This is a genomic window from Falsirhodobacter sp. 20TX0035 (genome assembly GCF_028307215.1).
GTDB lineage: Bacteria > Pseudomonadota > Alphaproteobacteria > Rhodobacterales > Rhodobacteraceae > Falsirhodobacter.
The window spans coordinates 98,052-118,811 of sequence record NZ_JAQMHV010000009.1 but is presented as its reverse complement, the minus strand read 5'-3'; the positions used below and the strand labels follow the sequence as shown (position 1 = coordinate 118,811).

The 20,760-nt window shown below is 66.1% G+C and carries 18 protein-coding genes; 10 read left to right on the top strand and 8 right to left on the bottom strand.

The annotated features are described in order from the left end of the window. Positions 1-280: 280 nt before the first annotated feature. The 3 genes from repA to repC all read left to right on the top strand — a co-directional run bounded on the left by repA (position 281) and on the right by repC (position 3,921). The gene (repA, locus tag PIJ50_RS11415) at positions 281-1,513 is read left to right on the top strand and encodes a plasmid partitioning protein RepA (protein WP_271975360.1); all 1,233 of its coding nucleotides are present in this window, start codon (positions 281-283) and stop codon (positions 1,511-1,513) included. Beyond that, positions 1,513-2,538, top strand: a complete 1,026-nt coding sequence (repB, locus tag PIJ50_RS11410; RefSeq protein ID WP_271975359.1) for a plasmid partitioning protein RepB — start codon at positions 1,513-1,515, stop codon at positions 2,536-2,538. Before repA ends, repB begins: the two co-directional genes overlap by 1 nt. A 252-nt stretch (positions 2,539-2,790) precedes the next feature. Beyond that, positions 2,791-3,921 (top strand): plasmid replication protein RepC, encoded by a 1,131-nt coding sequence (gene repC, locus PIJ50_RS11405; protein ID WP_271975358.1) that lies wholly within the window; start codon positions 2,791-2,793, stop codon positions 3,919-3,921. A 913-nt stretch (positions 3,922-4,834) separates the two neighbouring features. Here repC and PIJ50_RS11400 read toward each other — a convergent pair. Then, positions 4,835-5,245: an HD domain-containing protein gene (locus PIJ50_RS11400; protein WP_271975371.1), complete on the bottom strand. Its 411-nt coding sequence runs from the start codon at positions 5,243-5,245 to the stop codon at positions 4,835-4,837. Between the two features lie 1,044 nt (positions 5,246-6,289). Further along, positions 6,290-6,778, bottom strand: coding sequence for a metallophosphoesterase family protein (locus PIJ50_RS11395; protein WP_271975356.1), 489 nt, complete (start codon positions 6,776-6,778; stop codon positions 6,290-6,292). A gap of 258 nt (positions 6,779-7,036) precedes the next feature. Between PIJ50_RS11395 and PIJ50_RS11390 the strand changes: the two genes are divergently transcribed. The 7 genes from PIJ50_RS11390 (at position 7,037) to PIJ50_RS11360 (ending at position 14,405) form a co-directional block, all read left to right on the top strand. Further along, the gene (locus PIJ50_RS11390) at positions 7,037-7,501 is read left to right on the top strand and encodes an RNA polymerase sigma factor (RefSeq protein WP_271975355.1); all 465 of its coding nucleotides are present in this window, start codon (positions 7,037-7,039) and stop codon (positions 7,499-7,501) included. After that, positions 7,498-8,361, top strand: coding sequence for a FecR family protein (locus PIJ50_RS11385; RefSeq protein ID WP_271975353.1), 864 nt, complete (start codon positions 7,498-7,500; stop codon positions 8,359-8,361). Before PIJ50_RS11390 ends, PIJ50_RS11385 begins: the two co-directional genes overlap by 4 nt. Before the next feature lie 82 nt (positions 8,362-8,443). Continuing rightward, complete coding sequence (locus PIJ50_RS11380; protein WP_271975351.1) at positions 8,444-10,729, top strand: TonB-dependent siderophore receptor; 2,286 nt, start codon at positions 8,444-8,446, stop codon at positions 10,727-10,729. Then, the gene (locus tag PIJ50_RS11375; protein WP_271975349.1) at positions 10,729-11,499 is read left to right on the top strand and encodes an ABC transporter ATP-binding protein; all 771 of its coding nucleotides are present in this window, start codon (positions 10,729-10,731) and stop codon (positions 11,497-11,499) included. The genes PIJ50_RS11380 and PIJ50_RS11375 overlap by 1 nt, the downstream gene beginning before the upstream one ends. Continuing rightward, the gene (locus PIJ50_RS11370) at positions 11,496-12,473 is read left to right on the top strand and encodes a FecCD family ABC transporter permease (protein WP_271975347.1); all 978 of its coding nucleotides are present in this window, start codon (positions 11,496-11,498) and stop codon (positions 12,471-12,473) included. Before PIJ50_RS11375 ends, PIJ50_RS11370 begins: the two co-directional genes overlap by 4 nt. Beyond that, positions 12,470-13,471 (top strand): FecCD family ABC transporter permease, encoded by a 1,002-nt coding sequence (locus PIJ50_RS11365; RefSeq protein WP_271975345.1) that lies wholly within the window; start codon positions 12,470-12,472, stop codon positions 13,469-13,471. Before PIJ50_RS11370 ends, PIJ50_RS11365 begins: the two co-directional genes overlap by 4 nt. Before the next feature lie 7 nt (positions 13,472-13,478). After that, positions 13,479-14,405, top strand: coding sequence for an ABC transporter substrate-binding protein (locus PIJ50_RS11360; RefSeq protein ID WP_271975343.1), 927 nt, complete (start codon positions 13,479-13,481; stop codon positions 14,403-14,405). Between the two features lie 154 nt (positions 14,406-14,559). Here the strand turns inward: PIJ50_RS11360 and proX are convergent, their stop codons facing one another. The 6 genes from proX to PIJ50_RS11330 form a co-directional block, all read right to left on the bottom strand. Beyond that, a complete protein-coding gene (proX, locus tag PIJ50_RS11355; RefSeq protein ID WP_271975341.1) occupies positions 14,560-15,558 on the bottom strand; it encodes a glycine betaine/L-proline ABC transporter substrate-binding protein ProX in 999 nt (332 codons plus the stop codon). An 87-nt stretch (positions 15,559-15,645) separates the two neighbouring features. After that, entirely contained in the window at positions 15,646-16,515 is an 870-nt protein-coding gene (locus tag PIJ50_RS11350; RefSeq protein ID WP_271975340.1) for an ABC transporter permease, read from the bottom strand. Between the two features lie 82 nt (positions 16,516-16,597). Beyond that, positions 16,598-17,782: a quaternary amine ABC transporter ATP-binding protein gene (locus PIJ50_RS11345; RefSeq protein WP_271975339.1), complete on the bottom strand. Its 1,185-nt coding sequence runs from the start codon at positions 17,780-17,782 to the stop codon at positions 16,598-16,600. Between the two features lie 271 nt (positions 17,783-18,053). Continuing rightward, positions 18,054-19,130: an NADH:flavin oxidoreductase gene (locus PIJ50_RS11340; RefSeq protein WP_271975338.1), complete on the bottom strand. Its 1,077-nt coding sequence runs from the start codon at positions 19,128-19,130 to the stop codon at positions 18,054-18,056. Further along, positions 19,127-19,753 (bottom strand): class I SAM-dependent methyltransferase, encoded by a 627-nt coding sequence (locus PIJ50_RS11335; RefSeq protein WP_271975336.1) that lies wholly within the window; start codon positions 19,751-19,753, stop codon positions 19,127-19,129. The genes PIJ50_RS11340 and PIJ50_RS11335 overlap by 4 nt, the downstream gene beginning before the upstream one ends. Next, entirely contained in the window at positions 19,750-20,676 is a 927-nt protein-coding gene (locus PIJ50_RS11330; RefSeq protein ID WP_271975335.1) for an NAD(P)/FAD-dependent oxidoreductase, read from the bottom strand. The genes PIJ50_RS11335 and PIJ50_RS11330 overlap by 4 nt, the downstream gene beginning before the upstream one ends. Positions 20,677-20,760: the final 84 nt, after the last annotated feature.

Here is a 20,760-nt window from a genome sequence, read left to right as displayed (position 1 = left end):
AAATTGCCCGTGCCCATCATGGCCTCCTTGCCTCAAAGTTAGCGAAGAAGGCGTCCACGAAACATGGGGCTATTCAGACATCCGGATCCAGGCGCGGGATCAGGAGGGTCAAGCGATCGACCGGATCGCCGTCTAGCTCGACAAAACGGACTACTGTGTCAGATTCTAATTGCCTGAACGGAAATTGCATGGCAACACCGCATTACGGTGGGTGGCGCGATGCGGCCTCATCATCGTAATCGAGCAGAATTAGCCTGAATAATTGGGCCGCGGGGCCAGTATGAACAAGATTGACAACCGGTGGGAAGTGGTCAGCAGTTCCGAACTTGGCCGATGTGCCGAGACTCTGGCCAAGGCACTCGACGTGCAGTTCAAGGAAGTCCATCAGCCCGGGGGAACGAAGGTCCTCAGGAAGTTCTCCGTGTCGGAAACCTGCGAGCTACTCGGAGTTACCCCCGACATGCTCCGGAATCGGCACAAGAACAAGACCATCCCGGAAGTCGAGGCCGATGCGCGCGGTCACAGGTCCTATTCGGCCGAGGAGATCGACGCGATCCGGAAGGCCCTCTGTGAAACGACCCGCGGGAAGGCCAAGGATGTCTTCCGCCCCGGACGCCGTGACGGGGACAGGTTGCAGGTCATCAGCTGTGTCAACTTCAAGGGCGGGTCCTCGAAGACGACCACCGCGATCCTGCTGGCCCAGAGGCTGGCGCTGAAGGGATATCGCGTCCTCAGCGTCGACCTGGACCCGCAGGCCAGCCTGACCACGCTCTTCGGCTATCGTCCAGAGCTCGAGTTCAACGAGGGGGGAACGATCTACGATGCACTGCGCTACGAGAACTTCGACGCCGGCCCCGGGGAAGAGAGCAACGCACCCGTCCCGCTCCGGGACATCATCCAGAAGACCTACTTCCACAACCTCGATCTCGCGCCTGCGGGGTTGATGTTGACCGAATACGAGACGGAGACGGCCCACAGCTTCCGGGACCCCCGTCATACCATCTTCGCCAAGCGCCTGGACGACGCGCTCAAGTCCGTGGAGGCCGACTACGACGTCGTCGTCATCGACTGCCCGCCACAGCTCGGGTTCACGACCCTCTCGGCGCTGACCGCCTCGACCGGCCTGGTCGTCACGGTCGTCCCGGGCATGCTCGATATCGCCTCGATGAGCCAATTCCTGAAGCTGGTGTCCGAAACGCTCGACGCCGTGGCCGATTACACCGAGACGGAGGTCGCCTACAGCTTCGTCAAGTTCCTCGTCACACGCTACGAGCCCAATGACGGGCCGCAGCGCCAGACCGAGGGCTACCTGCGGGCCATCCTGAAAGACAGGGTCCTGACGAACCCAATGCTGAAGTCGACAGCCATCTCGGACGCCGGCATGACGCACCAGACGATCTACGAGGTCGATCCGAAGGACTTCGTCCGCTCCACGCTCGATCGGGCCATCGGAAGCGTGAACGACGTGTCGGCTGAGATCGAAGCGGTCATCCAGGCCGCGTGGGGGCGCTGATGGGTCGCAACATCCTCGAGAAGCTGACAAAGCAGCAGGCCGACATTCCCGCCTCTCCGGCATCGATCCGGAAGATGGGGTCGGCCCCGTCCGTGAGCGGTCTGCGCGACGGCCTGGACAGGCTCGCCACGAACGCCGTCCGCGAGATCGACCCGGACCTGATCGATCAGGACGGGCTCCAGGATCGCCTGGCGCACACCGCCCACGGCATAGCCGAGCTCGCGGCGAGCATCCGCCAGCACGGCCAGCAGGTTCCGATTCTCGTCCGCCCCTCCCCTACCCCCGGCCGCTTCCGCGTCGTCTACGGGCGCCGTCGCCTCGCCGCCGTCAGGCTGGCGGGCGGAACAGTCAAGGCCATAGTCCGGACCCTCGGCGACAAGGAAGCGGTTCTCGCCCAGGGGCAGGAAAACAACCTCCGGCTCGATCCCTCCTTCATCGAGAAGGCGGTCTTCGTGCAGGCGATGCGGGCGGCCTCCTACCCGACCGAGACCATCATGGATGCCCTCGGGGTGTCCAAGCAATCCGTCAGCACCTACGAGGTGGTGATGCCGGCGATACCCATGGAGGTCGTTATGGCGATCGGCGCGGCCCACAGTATCGGCCGGCGGAAGTGGACGGAGCTTGCCGACACGGTAAGGATCCACGGTGTCGATCTGACCGGCATCGTCGAGGAGCACTCGGAGGCACTGGCCGCCGCGCCGGCGAGCGCCGACCGCTTCGAACTGGTGCTTGCCGCCGCCACCCGTCAGGCTAATACTGTTGCAGAAATGCAACACACCACCGGCTTCGAGGCTGTCCACCGCGGTGGACAGCACAACGGCACCACGTCCCCGCGCGGGGGAAGGAAGGGGGACCTGGCCTTCGGCGGACACAAGATCGGTCATTATAAGGCGAGCGCCAAGGCCGTGTCACTCGAGGTATCGCGCAACGTGGCCCCAGATTTCGGTCAGTGGCTCGAGGAGAACGCGGACGAAGCCGTCCGGGTTCTGCATGAGCGCTGGCAGGAAAGCCGGGGAAAGGGCTGAGGCCCCTTCCCCTCCCCGCAACATGATCAGCAAAGAAAGGAGCGCATAGGAGACCGTAAACGAAAAGAGCCCCCCAAAGTCACCTCTGGAGAGCCCTGATCTGTCGTTTTGCACCTACAGATCTACCGCTTCTTCGAAAGGCCGTCAAGCACAACCGATCCGGTTGACGGTGAAACTTTGCCCACGAATCAGTGAGATCCGAGGCAGGTACTGGTGACGCATGGGCTGACGGTCGCCCGACGCGAAAGAACCATGGCATTTCGACACGCAACAGCGCCGGGCCTCGCCCCGGCGACCGATGGAGCTTTGTCCGCCTCCCGCCCGCTCGACCTGAAGACGGTCTACCGCAGCCTGGCATCCATCGCGCCCACGTTCGGGCTGACGGCGAGCGTCCTCGCGACGCTGCGCGCGATGATCTCCTGTGTCCGCCCCGAAAAGGGCATGGTCTGCTTCGCCTCGACTGCCACGCTCCTGCGCCTTCGTTCGGGTGGATCCGAGCGCACCGTCAGGCGGCACGTCGAGCAGCTCCAGGACGCCGGCATCCTCTGCCGCAACGACAGTCCCAACGGCAAGCGTTATGCGATGCGCGACGCGGTGACGGGCGAGACCGTCGCCTACGGTTTCGACCTGTCGCCGATGTTCGAACGTGCAACGGACTGGTCCGACCTGGCTGAGAAACAGGCGGCGGAGGAAAACCGTCGAAAGTATCTGCGAACCGTCATTCTGGGTCGGCTCCACCGGCTCGACAAGCTCGAGAGTGGCGTCGACACGGCCGAGTTCCGAAAGATCCTCCGCCGCAGGAACCTCCCCCTCCTCGCCCTGGAGGACCATCTGTCCACCGTGGTGGATCTCCTGGCCGCATTGGAACCGTCCTGCCATGCCCCTCCGGAACGGGCATGGCAGGACGAAACTGTTCCAGAGGACGGCGCGTGCCATTCGCATGAGCCTCAAGCACCTTCCCCGACCGTCACTGGCGGCCAGAATGTCCGCCACCAATCAAGATCTGAAACTGAACATCCTGACTCTGACTGCGCCCGCCCCGTCGACGAGCCGCAAGCGGACGCGGCGAAGCTGCTGAGAATGACGAGCGCATGCTGCACCGAGGCGATGAGCTTTGCCCAGGAGCCCCCGGCGAGCTGGACCGAAATGGAGCGCCTGGCGATGATGCTCGGGCCCATGATCGGGATCGGCACGGACGTGATCCGCGAAGCGGCCGAGAGGAACGGAAGGATCGCGGCCGCGCTGACCGTCCTGCTCGTCCTGCAGATGGGTTGCAGGATTACCAATTACGGTGCCTATTACCGCTCCGTCACGTTGGGAAGCCGCCGAGCAGACTTCGACCCGGCGAGGATTCTGATGAAACTCTCACGTGCCCGGACATGAGCCTCCACGACGGCGCCAGATTGCCCGGATGGACCGCCATGACCTGCGGGCGGGCCCCATGCCCGCCATCGGCTAAAGCTGCGTTCGCCGTTCGCATCCGGAACCGGTTGTTCGTTGAGCGCCGCGGTGCAGTCGCATCGCTCCGTGTGGTCGATTCGGCACCCGAGGGCTTCCCGGCCGTCGCAGGACGTGACGGGCTGTCCACCGCGGTGGACAGGTTGCAGGGTCACCATTCACCCGACACAGCTCGTTGCAGATACTCCGGGAGATGCGATGCGCCCTATTGCAACTGAAGCCCCCGAAGTTGGCAAGAGAACGCCGGGGTTGCGTCCACCGCGGTGGACCGTGGCCGCGCGAGCGTGCGAAGCACGGCGAGAAACATGGAATAGCTGCGCCAGGTCACGCCGTAGCTACCCATCCTAGCAGACGCGCATGCACACTTCCACGCTTCTTGTTGCGCGCCGAGGTGACCGTCATACGGCACGAGACCGTGGTCGGGATAAACTAGGCCACGCTCGAGCCGGCCGGGAGGCACCTTCACAATCTGCTGTCCACCGCGGTGGACAAGAGGCCAAGCTTAGGTACACCTGCCAGTGGGCACGTGTCCGGCTTCAGGCGTGATTTTAAGCGGCCGACGTTAGCAGAGACCCCGAGCATATCCACCGCGGTGGGCAGCTTCGATGGCGGCCACACCAAACCGAATTGTTTACGGTCGGTCGACGCTGCGGGACGGACGTTGCTCGCGACCGGTCGCCCGTTACCGTGTGGGACAGCCTGGCGTCGATGGTCACCAAGCCATCGGGGTGCGTCTCCCTGACGATGCCCTGCGCGGGGATGTGTTTGGCGCACATGTTGGTGGCGATAATATCTCTGTTCCAACTTTAGTCCGGACCCGGGCAGGGCGTCGCCACGATTACTTCAGAACGCCGAGGTAACCGGCCGCGACGCCATCATCGCGCGTGGAAAGGGATGCCGGGGAGGGCTGACGGGCAAGGAGGGCAGGGGGGGCGGGGTATTTCAAGGTCCCGAGGAGCGATCTCCGAGTGAGATTGGCGCTGGCATCTTTCGACAACGTCTCGAGCCGGGTCAGGATCAAGAGGGTCTGGCCGTTGCCCTCGAACCTGCCATGGTCGCGCATGCAGTAGTTCAGCGCCACCTCGCCACCATGCCCGAACGGCGGATGCCCAAGATCATGGGTGCTACTGATCGCGAGGATCATGCTCTGGCAGGGCAGATGGAGAACCGCCCCATGATCCGGGAAGGTCTTCGCGAGCTGGCGCACGAGCCCCGTCGCGATCTGGGCGACCTCGAGCGAATGGGTCAGGCGCGTGCGGTAGAAGTCGCTGTCGCCGAGGCTCAGGATCTGCGTCTTGCCCTAAAGCCTGCGGAAGGACGCGGAGTGGACGATGCGGCCCTAGTCGATGTCCCGGGTGCTTCTTGCATCGTTGTCGCGTGTTTCGAACCCGCTCCGTCGTTAAACCAGCCCATCGCCCCTCACGTTGTCGTCTTCCCATCCCGCGATGATGACGATGAAAGACAGGGGGTTGCAAGGGCGGGGGCGGGGGAACGGTGGGCCGAATGAGTCCGGTGTGCTCCGGATGCCGTTTCCCGTGCCCGATCGAAGTCCGCCGGGGGCATTTTCGCAGAGTGCGGTCCCTTCCCAACAACCTGGGATCACCGAAATGGGGTGAAATGTGGCCCATGTCGCGGCCCGTGCCCGCTTCAGGCCCCTCCGGCGGGTCGAACGACCCGAAACCTCCCCTATGTAACGTGGCTCGTCACAGTTGCGGTTACATGCAAGGCATTGTTCTCATTGCGAGAATGAGGGGGTGTAACCGATGTAACGATGTAACCGGGGATGAATGTGTTTATGGGGGTGAATGTCTCTCATGGGATAGGAGGATGACTCTCTCTATGTCTATACCTGTATTATACGTTATATAGATACAGATACATATTCTCATAGGCTTACCATGGGCTTGTGCGTAACCGAGGACGTTACATCCGGGTTACGCCGGTTACGCCGGTTACGCCGCTGCCCGTGGTGCCATCGTCTGCGAAAGCCCCGCCCAGGCACCGATCACCCGGGGGCGACGCAGAGCGTGCCTGAGGGCTATCTCTGCGGCTGGACGGGGTTGGGTGCCTCCCGCGTTCCCGCGTCTCCACGAGGCTCTCCGCTTTTCTCAGGGCATGAGAACTACATATCGTTCGCACCGGGGAATACCTGCGGAGGCACGTGGATGGAGAGCCTTGGACCTTGGGGCACGCCGGAAACCCGGTGTTTCCGTGGATCCAGGAAAGGGGCATGGGGATGACATGCACGGGCATCGTTGCATCCGGATCTCTGCAGTCGTCACGTCGGCGCAGGTCAGACAGGGAGGGGGTGGATTACCGCATGGGGGCGGTCGGCTCCCCTCCAAAGGAAGGCCAGCGTGACCGGCAGACGGAAGCGGCGCGGGCCGGCGGCACCCGGGTTCAGCCAGAGAACGCTTCCGGTCTCCTCGATGCCTGGCTTGTGGGAGTGGCCGGAGATCACGACATCCCATCCTTCCGCGTCCGGATCCGCCCGCAGGGTCTTCCGGTCATGGATCAAGTGGATGCGCATACCTCCGATCGCGAGGGTAGCCGTTTCCGGCAAGGCCTCCGCCCAGGGGCCCCGGTCGATGTTCCCGCGGATCGCCGACACGGGGGCGATGCGCGCCAGCACGTCGAGATGGTCGGGATCGCCCACTTCGCCCGCGTGCAGGATGCGGTCGACGCCTTCGAGGGCCCTCAGCGCCTCGGGGCGCAGCAGGCCGTGGGTGTCCGAGATGACGCCGATGCGTCTCTCGGACGAAGGTGGGGCGAGCGATTGCATGAGGCGGCTCCTGTCGATCGCCGGACGTTCGCGATTCGTCGGCCGATGGATTCCGGAGGAGAGCGGATGTGATGATGGCATGCAATGGCATCTGCTGACGATCGACTCCATATCGGGAGCCTTTGTCGCCGGTATGTCTCGTGACCGACGTCGGACGTGACATCTCGTGCCCGACAGGATAACCAGCGCCCACCGCCAGGCGTCCGCCGAGCCATTGCACACGTCTGATCGCGGTAGCTCATGCAGGACATCCATCCCTTGGCCGATCTCGTCGTCCGCATCTACCCCCGGCTCCTGTCGCGTCTGCGGCGGACGGTGGCGGTGGATGCCGAGGATGTGCTGCACGAACTGTATCTGCGCCTTGCGCGCCTGCCTCCAACGACGGAAATCCTGCGCCCCCGCGCCTATCTGGTGCGGGCGGCGCAGCGCCTTGTCATCGACCGACACCGGCGGGCGGGCCGGACTGATGCCCTGACCGGCGATGTGGCCGATGCACGACCGTCGGTGGAACGCCGGATCGACGCCGCGCGCAAGCTGTGCCTTCTGCGCGCAGCTGTGGAAACCTTGCCCGCTCGCCAGCGTGAGGCCTTCGTGCTGGCGCGGTTCGAGAACCTCGGCCATGCCGAAATCGCCCTCCGCATGGGCATCAGCATCAGCGCGGTGGAAAAGCTGCTGGTAAAGGCCCTGATCCGCTGCCGCGCCGCCGTCGAGGACGACGCGTGAGCCTGCGCGACGACGCCTGCGCCCGGTTCGTGCGCCTCCGCTCCCCCCACTGCACCGGGGCGGAGCGGGAGGCCCATTGCCGCTGGCTGGCCGACCCCGGCCATGCCGCCGCCTTTCGCGCGGTCGAGGAGATGTGGGGAGAGCTTGGCGATCTGCGCGATGTCGCCGCCGTCGGACCCGCGCGTCTGTCCCGCCGCCGCGTCCTTGCCATGGGCGGCGGCGGGCTCGTCGCGGCCTCGGCGGGGGCGGCATTGGTCTGGCCGCGATCGGATTTCGCGACGCCCGCGGCCCGCTTAGCCCGCCTGCCCCTGCCGGACGGCGCGGACCTGCTGCTGGATGCCGCGAGCCGCGCCAACCTGGATGCGCCCGTGCGCCACGTCCATGTCCGCGCCGGACGCGCCCGCCTGCGCGTGGGGGCCACCGAATACCAGATCATCGCCCCACGCTGCCGCATCGCCGCCCGCGCGGCGGAGGTGACGATCCATCTGTGGGACGGTCAAGCCACCGTCGCCTGCCATGCCGGAGAGGTGCGCCTGCATCCTCTGCAACGCTCGACGATCGCGCTGGCGGCGGGGCAGGAGGTGTCGCTGGACGACGCCCTGCATGTCGCCCCCCTCAGCGAGACGGAGACGGCGTGGACGTCCGACCGGCTGGTGTTCCACGACCGCCCGCTGCGGCAGGTGGTGGCGGACCTCGAACGCTGGCGCGGTGGGCGGATCATCCTGCGCGGCGACCATCGCGACATGGCGGTCACGGGCACCTTCGATGCGACCCGGCCCGAGGCGGCGCTGGACGCGCTGGTCGCCGCGCTGCCGATCACCCGCCACGACCTGCCGTGGCTGACGGTTCTGTCCACCTGATACCCGACAAAAATTATCGCTTTGGGGGGTGAGGGATCATCGCCCCCGCACGTCTTCTTCAAAAAGGGACATGGAGACGACAATGATCCGACATCTGATGGCCGCCGGCGCGCTGGCCACCGCCTTTGCCGGTCCGGTTCAGGCACAGGCGCTGAGCGTGCCCGCAGGTGCCCTCGGTCCGGCGCTGACGGCGATCGGAGGACAGGCCGGAGTGCAGATCATCGCGCCCTCGACCTTGGTTGCGGGGCAGCAGACGGCGGGCGCCTCCGGGCTTGCGGATGTGGAGGCGGCGCTGGCCGCCGCACTGTCCGGCACGGGCCTGACATGGCGGATGGTTGGTCCGGGCAGCTATGCCATCGTGCGGCCGGATCAGAGAGCGGAAACCGGTGACGTGACCGTTCTTGATCCCATCATCGTCCAAGGTGCGACGGGCCTGCGCGCCACGGGTGCCATGACCGCCACGCGCACCGACACGCCTCTGCGCGACATCCCACAGACCGTGGCCGTCGTGGGCCGAGAGGAGATCGAGCAGCGGCAGGTCACGAGCCTGACCGCCGCGCTGGAAGGCGTGCCGAGCCTGACGGAGCAGTCGACCTCCGCCAATCGCGGCGAAAGCTATCTTCTGCGCGGGTTCGAGGCGGACGCCTATGCCATCGACGGCACCGTCGCCAACGCCGCTAGCGACCGGCCCGAAGTGATGGCGGATCTTGCCAGCGTTGAACGCGTGGAGGTCCTGAAAGGCCCCGCCTCGGTGCTTTACGGGCGGGGCAGTCCCGGCGGGATCATCAACCTCGTGACCCGCCAGCCCGATCCGGTGCCGGGCGGGTCGGTCACGCTGCAAGGCGGCAGCTACGGTTTCGCTCGGGCCGAGGGGACGGCGACGGGCGCGCTGAACGCCGCCGGAACCCTGTCGGGCCGCATCACGGGGGCGGCACAGACCGAGGACGGCTTCCTCAACGGGCGCCCGAAAAGCGAACGGCAATTCGCGGGCGGCTCTCTCGCTTGGGAGCCGACGGACACAACGCGCCTGACCTTCGGCCTCGATTACACCCACATGAAGCAGCCCTTCGACCGGGGCGTGCCGCTGATGCCCGACGGCGAGGTGCTGGAACCCTATGACACGTGGCTGGGCGAGGAGTGGTCGATGATCGACGCCCGCAAGACCCGCGCCACCCTGGGGGCCGAACACGACCTGAACGCCGCCGTCACGCTGCGCGGCTGGCTGTCCTATGACAACGCCTTCGTGCATGACACCGGCATCGACAATCGCGGGGTGGAGGGCACGACCCTGTCGCGCCGCTACACCGACCGGACGGAGGATACGAGCAACCTCGACGCGCGGCTGGAGGCGGAGTTGCGCTTTGCCACGGGCACCGTCGACCACACCGTCCTGACGGGGGTGGAGTTCACGGACGGGCGGATGGAATTCGACAGCGGCCGCGCCAACATCGCACCCATCGATGTCTACGATCCCGTCCACGGCGCGGCCCGTCCGCCCGTCACCCCGAACGCCAGCTACGACGAACGGGTGCTGGCGCGGTCGGCCTATGTGCAGGACCAGATCACCTTCTCGCCGCAATGGAAGGCGCTGGTGGGGCTGCGCTACGACACCTATGATACGACGAACGCCAACCATTTCGACGACGAGCTGACGAAGGTCGGCGAAGAGGCGGTGACGGGCCGCGTGGGCCTTGTCTGGCAGCCGCGTGATGACCTGTCGCTCTATGCAAGCTGGGCGCAGAGCTTCCAGCCGCAATCGGGCACGGACCGCAACCGGGACCCGCTGGACGCCGAGGAGGGCGAGCAATTCGAGATCGGCGCGAAATGGGACATCCGCCCGGACCTGACCGCGACGATTTCGGCCTATCAGATCACCAAGACGAACGTGGCGACGAGCGATCCCTTCGACAGCGATTTCAGCATCCTGACCGGCGAACAGCGGGTGCGGGGGATCGAGGCGGACCTGATCGGCAATGTCACCGACGCATGGGCGATCCGCGCTTCAGCGGGCGTGCTGCACAGCGAGGTGACCCGGGACGAGACGGAGATCGAGGGCAACCGGCTGGCGGGCGTAGCGAATGTCACCGCCAGCCTCTGGACGACCTACACGCTGCCGTCGGACATCACGCTGGGCGCGGGCATCGTGCATGTGGGCGACCGGAAGGGCGATCTCGACAACAGTTTCGAGGTGGAAAGTTACACCCGTCTGGACACGATGGCCGCCTTTCCAGTGTCGGACCGGGCGGAAATTTCGGTCATGATCCGCAACGTGACGGACGAGGACTACATCGCCACCACGGCGGGCGAGAACGAGAACGATCCCGGCGCACCGCGTTCGGTGATGGCCAAGCTGGACTATCGTTTCTGATGCACCCGTTGGAGGTATGTTCGGCCAGCTTCGGCTATGGCGCAAGGCCCGTGTTGCACGGGGTGTCGCTGTCCGTCGCCGCGGGGGAGTTCGTGGCCGTCGTCGGCCCGAACGGCAGCGGGAAGAGCACCCTCATGCGGCTGATGGCGGGACTGGAGCGCCCCGCCTCCGGCACGGTGCGGGTGATGGGGCGGGATATCGCGACCTTCTCCCGCCGCCGCTTCGCACGGCATGTCGCGCTGCTGACGCAAGGGTCCGGCGTGCCGCAGGCGATGGTGGCGCGCGACATGGTGGCGATGGGGCGGCACTGTCATCAGGGGTTCCTGAACCGCCGCAGCGCCGCCGACGACGACGTCATCGATGCCGCGCTGGCCGAGATGGAGGTCGCCGACCTCGCCCTTCGCCGGATGGGGGAGCTGTCGGGCGGGCAGGTGCAGCGCATGCGGATGGCGATGGTGCTGGCGCAGGGCGGCGAGGTGCTGCTGCTGGACGAGCCGACGACCTTTCTCGACCTGCGCCACCAATACGGGCTGCTGCGGCGGGCGAAGCGAGCGGCACGCGACGGGCGGGCGGTGGTGGCGGTGCTGCATGATTTCACGCAAGCCTCGATCTATGCCGACCGGATCGCGCTGATGCAGGACGGGCGGATGGTGGGGGTTGGCACTCCGGCTGGGGTGCTGACCGAAGCCGCGATCCACCGCGTCTTCGGCGTGCGCACCCACGGCGTCAGAATACAGGGCGCGGTGATCCACTTGCCGGTGGACCGATGAGGCTGGGTGTTCTGGTCGTTCTGCTGGCTGTGCTCGCGCTGATTCAGGTGGCGTTCGGGGCGCTGTGGATCCCGCCCGCACGGGTGCTGGAGGCGCTGACCGGGCCGCCGCGGGACTTCACCGACACGATCATCCTGCAACAGCGTCTGCCGCGCGTCGCCGTAGCCTGCACCGTGGGCGCGGCGCTGGCGGTGGCGGGGCTGGTGCTCCAGAAGGTGATGCAGAATGTCCTCGTCTCCCCCTCCACCCTCGGGATCAACGCGGGGGCGACGGTGGCGGTGGTGCTGGCGATGTTCTTCGGGATGTCGGGCGGCACGCTCCTGTTCCCCGCGCTGATCGGCGGCACGGCGGCAATGGGAGCGACGCTGCTGGCCTCGCGGCTGATCGCGGGGCAGGGCGACAGGCGGCTGGATCTGGTGCTCGCAGGCTCGATGATCGGGATCCTGTGCAGTTCGGTGTCCACCTTCGTCATTTCGCTGGATCCCGATCTGTTCGGCGATCTGATGGGGTGGCTGGTGGGCGATATCGGGAACTTCGACTATCTGGCCCTGCCGGTGGTGTTGCCGGTCGTGGCAGTGGCGCTGGCAATCGCCCTGATCCTGTGCCCACAGCTCGACCTGCTGACCACGGGCGAAGATCAGGCCCGTCTGCTGGGAGTTAACACCGCGCTGTTGCAGGGATTGGCGCTGGCGCTGGCGGTGCTGCTGGCGGTGGCGGCGGTGGTCGTGGTCGGACCGATCGGGTTCATCGGGCTTGTCGTGCCGCATCTGGTGAAGCTTGCGATGGGCGAAACGGGCCGCGCGACGTTGGTCGCCGTCGCGCTGACGGGGCCGTGCCTGCTGATGCTGGCCGACATTCTGGCACGGGTGGCGCTGGCCCCGCGCGTGCTGCATGTGGGCACGGTCATGGGCCTGTCGGGCGGGGCGATCTTCCTTGTGATGGTGCTGGCGCTGGTGCGCAGGGGGCGCGCATGATCCTCCGGACCGGACCCTTCTCGGCGCAGGTGTCACGCCGGTTCCTGTGGGCACTGCCGGTACTTCTGGCGGCGGTTGCGGCGCTGGTCTGGATCGCCATAGGCGCGGGTGCCACGCCCACCACCGCCACCGAACGCCTGTCCGCCCTGCGCGGCGAGGGGCTGATCGGGGACCTGCGCCGCCCCCGCATCCTTGTCGCCTTGCTGGGCGGGGCGATGACGGCGGCCTCGGGGATCATCCTTCAGACCGTGTCGCGCAACGGGCTCGCCGATCCGGGCCTTTTGGGCCTGTCTCAGGGATCGGTCGTGGCGATCCTGATCGGCGGGCTCGTGTTCGGACTTGGATCGGGGGCGCTGGTCTGGGTCGGGCTGGGGGGCGCATTGGCGGTGTCTGTGCTGGTCCTGGGCCTCGGGCGCGGAACGCTGGCGGGGGGCGGGATCGTGCTGGTCGGCCTTGCCGTCAACATCGTGCTGGGATCGGTCACCGAGATCGTGATGACCTCGGGCGACGCCACGCGGTTTGCCCGACTGGCCGTGTGGTCACGGGGCAGCCTTGCCGGCGTGTCGGCGGGCGACCTGCGCCTGATCGCGGTCTGGGCTCTGGTCACAGTGCCGCTGCTGCTGGCGCTGTCGCGGCATCTGGCACCGCTGCTACTGGGGCATGACGCCGCTCGCGGAGTGGGGGTGGACACCCGCCGCCTGCTGCCTGCGCTGGTGCTGCTGGCGGCGGCGCTGTCGGCGCCGGTGGTGGTGGTCTGCGGTCCCATCTCGTTCCTCGGGCTAATAGCAGGCTACGTCGCGCGGCGGCTGGTCGGCGATGCCCCGACGGAGGTGCTGGTCACCGGCATGATCCTGGGCGGCGGCATCCTGCTGCTGGCCGACACGGCAGGTCGCGCCGCCCTTGCCCCGCTGGTGGTGCCGGCCGGGCTCATGACCTCGGTTGCGGGGGTCGTCGTCTTTCTGCTTGCCATCGCGGCAGACCGCCGCCTGAACCGTTAGGGACACCATGATCCGCCTTGTGCTTGCCGCCCTTCTGCTTCCCCTGCCGTTGCTGGCAAAGGACATTACCGATGATGCGGGCTTCACCGTCACCATCCCGGACGATCCGCAGCGGGTGGTGTCGCTGCACGACTGGATCACCACCGTCATGGCGGCGGAGCTCGGAGTGCCGCTGGCCGGAACCTCTGCCCGACTGCGATCCGACGGCAGCCTCTACGTCCGTTCGGCGGAGGAGCTGTTCGGCATGACGGTGCCAGAGGTGCCCCTCGCCTCGATTCACGGGCAGACGGATCCTGAGCAGGTGGCCGCGCTGCGACCCGACCTCATCATCGGCAACCTCGGCGACACGCTGGATCAGCGCGACCAGCTGGCTCTTGTCGCGCCGACCATCATCATGGACCCGGAAGGGGGGCGCGACCCGCTGGATCTTTACCGCGCCTTTGCGGGCTGGGTGAACCGGAGTGAGCTGTTCGAGGCAAAGCTGGCGGCCTTCCAGGCCGATGCGCAGGGCGTGGCCGGCGGGCGGGACCTTTCCGCCTGCACGTACCTGCCGGTACTGGCGAACGACCGTGACGGAACGCTGACGATCCTCCGCCACTATGGTGGAGTAACGATGGCGCTGGACACGCTCGGCCTGACGCTGGCCGATGCGGCGGGGATGGTGCCTGAAAGCCAGTCCCGCACTGTGGTCAGCGCCGAGATGGCGGGCGCGCTCCGGGCGGATGTGCTGGTCCTGACCTACCTGTCCAGCCGGGAAGAGACGCCGGACACCCCGCGCAACGCGTTCGACCGCGCGGCACCCGGCTTTCTCCAGGGCTTCGGAGGGCATGTCATGGCGGTGGAACGTGAGCGGGCCTATCCCATCAGTTTCCAAGGTGCCGCCGAGGTGATGCGCGCGCTTCCTGCCGATATCGCCTGTGCAGAGCCCCGCTGAGCGATTGGCATGATCGATCGTCGAAGCAGGTCACTCCCGCATCACGACGGGGTATCGCTCCTCGACGGTCGAAGTCGACGCAACCGAGTGCAAGGCCCCGACATCGAGGCTTCGCGGGAGGAGACGTGAGATTCCCCGCGAAGCCCTGAAGACGTCAGGATTTTGCGTCGACGGCCGCCTTGATCCAACCGTCGACTGTATCTCGGTTCTTCTCGATCCAGTCGGCGGCCTGAGCCTCGATGTCGTCGTCGCCCGCGTTCATCGCGGCGTTCTGGGTGTAGATGTCCTTGACCGGAATCTCCGCTGCTTCGAGCAATTCGCGGATCGCCGGGTTGTCTTCCAGAAAGTTCGTGTTGACGACGGCGGAGATGTCGCTGGCCGGGTAACCGAGACGGCACGGGTTGGCAACGCAACCGTCGATGTCGGCGATCGGTTCGGCCGGGGCAAGGTTCAGATCCACCTCGCGGTCGGGCACTTGGATCCAGACCACATCCTCGCCGGGAACCAGCTCGTTGAGGGTCCAGTTCGGCGTCCATGTGTAAAACAGGATATGCTCACCACCCTGATACGCTGCAACCGCATCCGCCATGGCAGCAGCGTAGCCCGCCTTGATCAGGTTGATGTCGTCGCCCAGTTCATATCCCTCAATATGCTCGCTGATGCCGACTTCGCAGCCCCAGCCCGGAGGGCACGCCACCATGTCGGCCTTGCCGTCGCCGTTGCGATCGAAAGCCTCGCGCACTTCCGGACGCTTGAAGTCGTCGAGGCTGGTGATGCCGAGTTCGTCGGCCGCGGCCTTGTCGACCAGGTAGCCTTCCATTGCGCCTCCGGGGGCGACGGCGCCCACCACTTCGGCCGATTCCTCGAAGATCGGGCGATAGGTGTCGTGCAGCGGGAACCAGCCGTCCAGCCACATGTCCACGTCGCCGTAGGCCACGGCCTGATAGAAGGGCGGATTGTCCAGCGTCTGCGGGCCATTGACGGTGTATCCGAGTTCTTTCAGCAGCTGCTTGTAGATCTCGGTATGAAACCAGCTGGTATCCCATGTCGGGCGGGCGAGGTTCACTGTCTTGCCGTCGCCCGGCAGGTCCTGTGCCAGAACGGGCGCGGCGGTGGAAAGAAGGGCGGCGAGGATCAGGGTAGGGGTCTTCATCGTGTATCCTTTGCGTGAAGGCATGGCCGTGCCCGGGCGGGGCGGCCGCGGTGAAGGCAGGCCGAACGGCCCGCGGGGAACGAGATGTCAGGCCGTCCGGGTCGCAGGTCGCTGCGGCCGGACGTATCCCTTGAGAACGGACAGCAGGGAGGTCCGGTCGGACCCGCGCTCGGCCAGGCCCTGGCTGATGCGGTCGAGGATGATCGCGAGGATCACGATCCCGATCCCGCCCGCCGTCGCGCCGCCCACGTCCAGACGACCAAGGCCCGTGTTGACGACAAGGCCAAGCCCGCCGCCGCCGATCAGGGCCGCGATCACGACCATCGACAGCGCCAGCATCAGCGTCTGGTTCAGGCCTGCCATGATGGTGCGCAGGGCCAGCGGGAACTGCACGTCCCACAGCATCTGCCAGCGGGTGGAGCCGAAGGACTCCGCCGCTTCGACCAGGTCGGCGCGCACGCCGCGCAGGCCGAGGTTGGTCATGCGGATGATCGGGGGCAGGGCGAAGATCACCGTGGCGATGATGCCGGGGGGCATGCCGACGCCGAACAGCATCACGATCGGCACCAGATAGACGAAGGAGGGCACCGTCTGCATGATGTCGAGGATCGGACGCATGATGCGCCAGGTCGTGTCGCTGCGCGCGGCGAGGATCCCCGCGGGGATGCCGATCACGGCGCAGAACAGGACGGAGGTCACGATCATCGACAGCGTCGTCATCGTTTCGGCCCAAAGGCCGATCATGTCGATGAAGCACAGGCCGATCACGGTGAAGAGCGCCATTCCGCGTCCCACCGCCCGCCACGAGGCGACGGCGAACAGCGCGGTCATGACGAGCATGGGAATGAAGGCGAACAGGGCGTCCAGCGCGTTGAGAAGGCCCGCGACCGGAACCTGCATGGCGCGGAAGAAGGGGCGGAAGTTCGGAACGAGAAAACCGCGAACGAAGTCGTTCACCCAATCATTGATCGGAATCATCAGAATTTCGGAAGGTGTCATGGCTGCCTGATATGCTGGTGGGACTGCAGAGTGCGGCGGATCAAGCCGCCGGCTTCTCCGGCTCCGGTTCCGGGACGACGCCCGACAGATGGGCGAGCACGACCTTCGGCTCCACCACGCCTGTCAGGCGGCCCTCGCCATCCGTCACGGCCACGGGAAGGCCCGAGCTCGCCGCCTCGTAAAGCTGGTGAAGCGGCGTGTCCGGACCCGTGACGGGCATGTCGTTCTGCACCGCGTCGGACAGTGCGCCGTCGTCCCGCACCGCGCGGGCGATGTCGCGATAGGTGGCTACCCCTTCGAGGCCTCCCGCCCCGATCACGTGGACGGCATCGGCATCGGCCCGATCCAGTTGCGCAAGTGCTGTGGCCGGCGCGCTGCCGGCGTTCACGATCACTGCCGGCTGCGCCACGTCGCCCGCGGTGAAGACGCGCCCGCGGTCGATGTCGGCCATGAAGGCCGCGACATAGTCGTCGGCTGGCTGGGCCACGATCTCTTGCGGGGTGCCGACCTGCACGAAGCGCCCGTCCTTCATGATCGCGATGCGGTTGCCCAGAAGCATCGCCTCGTTCAGGTCGTGGGTGATGAAGACGATGGTCTTGCGAAGCTTGCGTTGCAACTCCAGGAGTTCTTCCTGCATCTCGCGACGGATCAGCGGGTCGAGGGCGCCGAAAGGCTCGTCCATCAGGATGATCTCGGCATCCGTGGCCAGACCGCGCGCGATGCCCACGCGCTGCTGCATGCCCCCGGACAACTGGGCCGGGAAGCTGTCCGCCTGCGCGCCAAGGCCCACCTGCTCCAACGCCGCGCGGGCCTTTGTCAGGCGTTCGTTCGTGCCGATCCCCTTGACCTTCAGCCCGTAGGCCACGTTTTCCAGGATCGTGCGGTGCGGGAAGAGCGCGAAGTGCTGGAACACCATTGCGATCTTCCGGCGGCGCACGTCGCGCAGCACGTCGGGCGTGCAGGACGCGATGTCGGTGCCGTCGATCCGGATCTTGCCGGACGTGGGGGGCACGAGCCCGTTCAGCATCCGCACCAGAGTCGACTTGCCCGACCCCGACAGGCCCATGATCACGAAGATCTCGCCCTGTTCGACCTCGAAGTTCACGTCGTGAACGCCGACGGTGACGCCCGTGGCCTCGTAGATTTCTGCCTTGCCTTCGCCAAGCGAAAGCCGCTCAAGCGCTTCGGACGTCCTGTCGCCGAAGAACTTCATCGCGTTTGTCACGCACAATTTGCTTGTCATGGGGCAGGGTTATAGCGAAATCCCGCCGAAGGGCCACCCAAAGCTCGGCATTGAAGGCATAAGGCACTGATCTAGATGATGACTTTTCAATATCGAAGGCGAGTTCGGCACGGAGCGCGGCCGGCACGGAGGTGGAATGGAGCGACGGTCTGAGGTCGCGATTCAGCGCGCCGAACGCTGCGTTTCGGGATGTGAGAACGGTTCATGCGGGCATGGCTGGACCGTCAAGGCGGGCAAAGTTACGACATACTCGTCACGGTGTGATAAAGCCGCGCTGACCAAGCAAATAGTCGATGAACCGCTCACCAATGCCTTCCTCCTTCAGGTCATGTGCGGAGACCGGCAGGGGGCGTGACACGAATGCAGGATCCTGCCGGACGCGCTGAGGGAAGTCATGCGCCAGAATGCCCGCCTTGCCTATGGCGGCATAGTCCGCGCCTGCTGAAAGAACGTCCCGCGCGACCTGAGCGTTCATGATCCTGCCCGCGACACCGAGTGCCGCCCTGCCACGATCGAGGTCCGTGAACAGTGACATCAGGCTGCGCCCAGCGTAACATGCGTCTTTCGGCGCCTTGCGGACGTCCCAAAGCGACAGGTCGAGATAATCCATACCTCCATCCGAAAAAAGCATCCGGGCCAGCTCGATCATCTCCGGCAAAATCAGGCCGAACCGCTCGGTGGACAACCGGATGCCGACTTGGAACCGGGGCCCGCAGGTGGCGCGGATGCGATGCAGGATGTCGAAGAGGAATCGGGCTCGGTTCTCGGGCGCGCCGCCCCAACGGTCTGTCCTGCGGTTCAGTTCGGGAGAAAGGAACTGAGCGATCAGATAGCCGTGCCCGGCGTGGATCTGGACGCCATCGAACCCCGCCAATTCGACACGGCGTGCGGCTTGTGCAAAGCTTGCAACGGCGATCTCGATGTCATCCTCGGTCATGGCGCGGGTGCCATTCATGTCGGCGCTCGGGCCGACCCTGTTGCCGACCTCGGGCAGCGCACGGCTTCCGGCATGATGCAGTTGCAGCGCGGACACCGCGCCGTTGTCGCGAAGGCCGGCGGCGAGCCGCCGCAGCCCGGGAAGATGCTCATCGCTGAAACATCCGAGCTGCCCTGCAAAGCCCTTTCCCTCGGGCAGAACATGGCTGGCACAGGTGGTCTTCAGCCCGAAGCCGCCCTTGGCGCGAAGCGTCAGCCAGCGGTATTCGTCATCGGACAGGACGCCGTCCTCTACACTCTGGCCATTGGTAAGGGGGGCAAGGACAAACCTGTTCGCGATCTTGGGTCCGCGCGGCAGGCGGAGGGGGCTGAAGAGCAGGTCGCCGTTGGTCATGTTTCCGCTCCGGCCAAGCGTTGCAGGAAGATGATGTTGTCGGTGACGGTAGCCTCCTGACCGTCCGGACCGGAAGCGCGTCGCGCGATCTGGCAGACGCAGAGCCGCTGCCACATATCGTCGGGCAGGCGCAGCGACGCCAGCGTGTCTTCGGCCGTCGGATAGCGCGTGGTCTCCGGCGCCCATGACCATGGGGCACGCGAAGCATGCTCCACGATCAGCAGGTGCCCGGCGTCGCTTACGGCCTCGGCCGCCTGCGCCAGGACCTTGGCCCTCGGCCAGTCCTGCGGTGAGTGAAGGAAACTGGCAGTGACCAGATCGCAGCGCCCCTTGGGGAAGGAGACGGCAAGGTCATGCGCCTCGAAACTTAGGCGATGGGCAACGCCGGCCCGACGCGCATTTTCCTCGGCATAGCCGAGGGCAACGGTCGAGATGTCGGTCGCGGTCACCGTCCATCCCTGCCGTGCCAACCAGACGGCATCGTCACCTCGCGCACAGCCCAGTTCCAGTGCGTGCCCTGCCGCGAGCGGCCCGGTGAACTGGGCCAGCGCGAGGCCCGGCGCGCCGGAGGAGGCGGGGGATGCCTTGCGATAGAGGTCGTTCCAGAACTCCTGATGGGTCATCCCGCATTCCTCCCGCCGGAAAGATGGGGGTCGAAGATCAGTGAACGGTGCGCGGCGCTGCCGGCCATCACCCCCGCCGCGGCGGCGCGGACTGCATTTGGCACAGGGCTGGCCAGATCGCCCGCGGCGAAGACCCCCGGAACCGACGTGGCCTGCATCGCATCGACCGTCACGAACGGTCCCGTTGGGCCATCCTGCAGGACACATCCCAATCGCTCGGCCAGATCGCAGGCAGGTGCGGTCCGGGTCGCAAGGAACAGGCCCGCAAGCGCGACACGGCGTCCGTCGCGCAGTTCCACCGCCCGAAGCGCCGGCGCATCGCCGACGAGCGCCACCACGGGCTCGCATTCAATGGTGACGCCGCGTGCGGTCAGCGCTTCGACATGATCAGTGGGAAGCTCAAAGAACCCCTGGGTGAACAGCGTGGTCGGACCCCAGTCCGGCAGCAGCATCGCCTGGTGGAACGAGCCCGCATCCCGTCCCAGAACACCCACCGGCTGCTGGCACAGTTCGTGGCCATGGCAGTAAGGGCAATGCAGGACGCTGACGCCCCATCGTTCCACCAGACCAGGCAGGTCCGGAAGATCGTCGCGCATGCCGTAGGCCAGCACCACGCGCTGCGCGGCATGTTCTGTGCCATCCCCGAGCGTGATGCGGAAGTGCTCATCCTCTCGCACGATACGAGTGGCCGCACCGTCAAGGAGGGAGGCGGTGGAGTAAGCCGCCAGTTCAGCGGGAAGGTCGCTTCGGATCGCCACAGGCGAGCGCCCATCCTGCCCCGGAAAACCGTGTGAAGTGGCCGCGAAGCGGTTGCGCGGCCGCCCGTTGTCCACGACCGCCACCGACCTTCGGGCGCGAGCAAGCTGCATGGCGGCGGAAAGACCGGCGAAGCTTCCCCCGAGGATGATGACATCATACGTCATGATGATACCTTTCATGTATCACCCAATGTTGCGTGATTCCCTATCAAGACGCAAGACATGAAACTTTGCTTGTTGCATGAAACA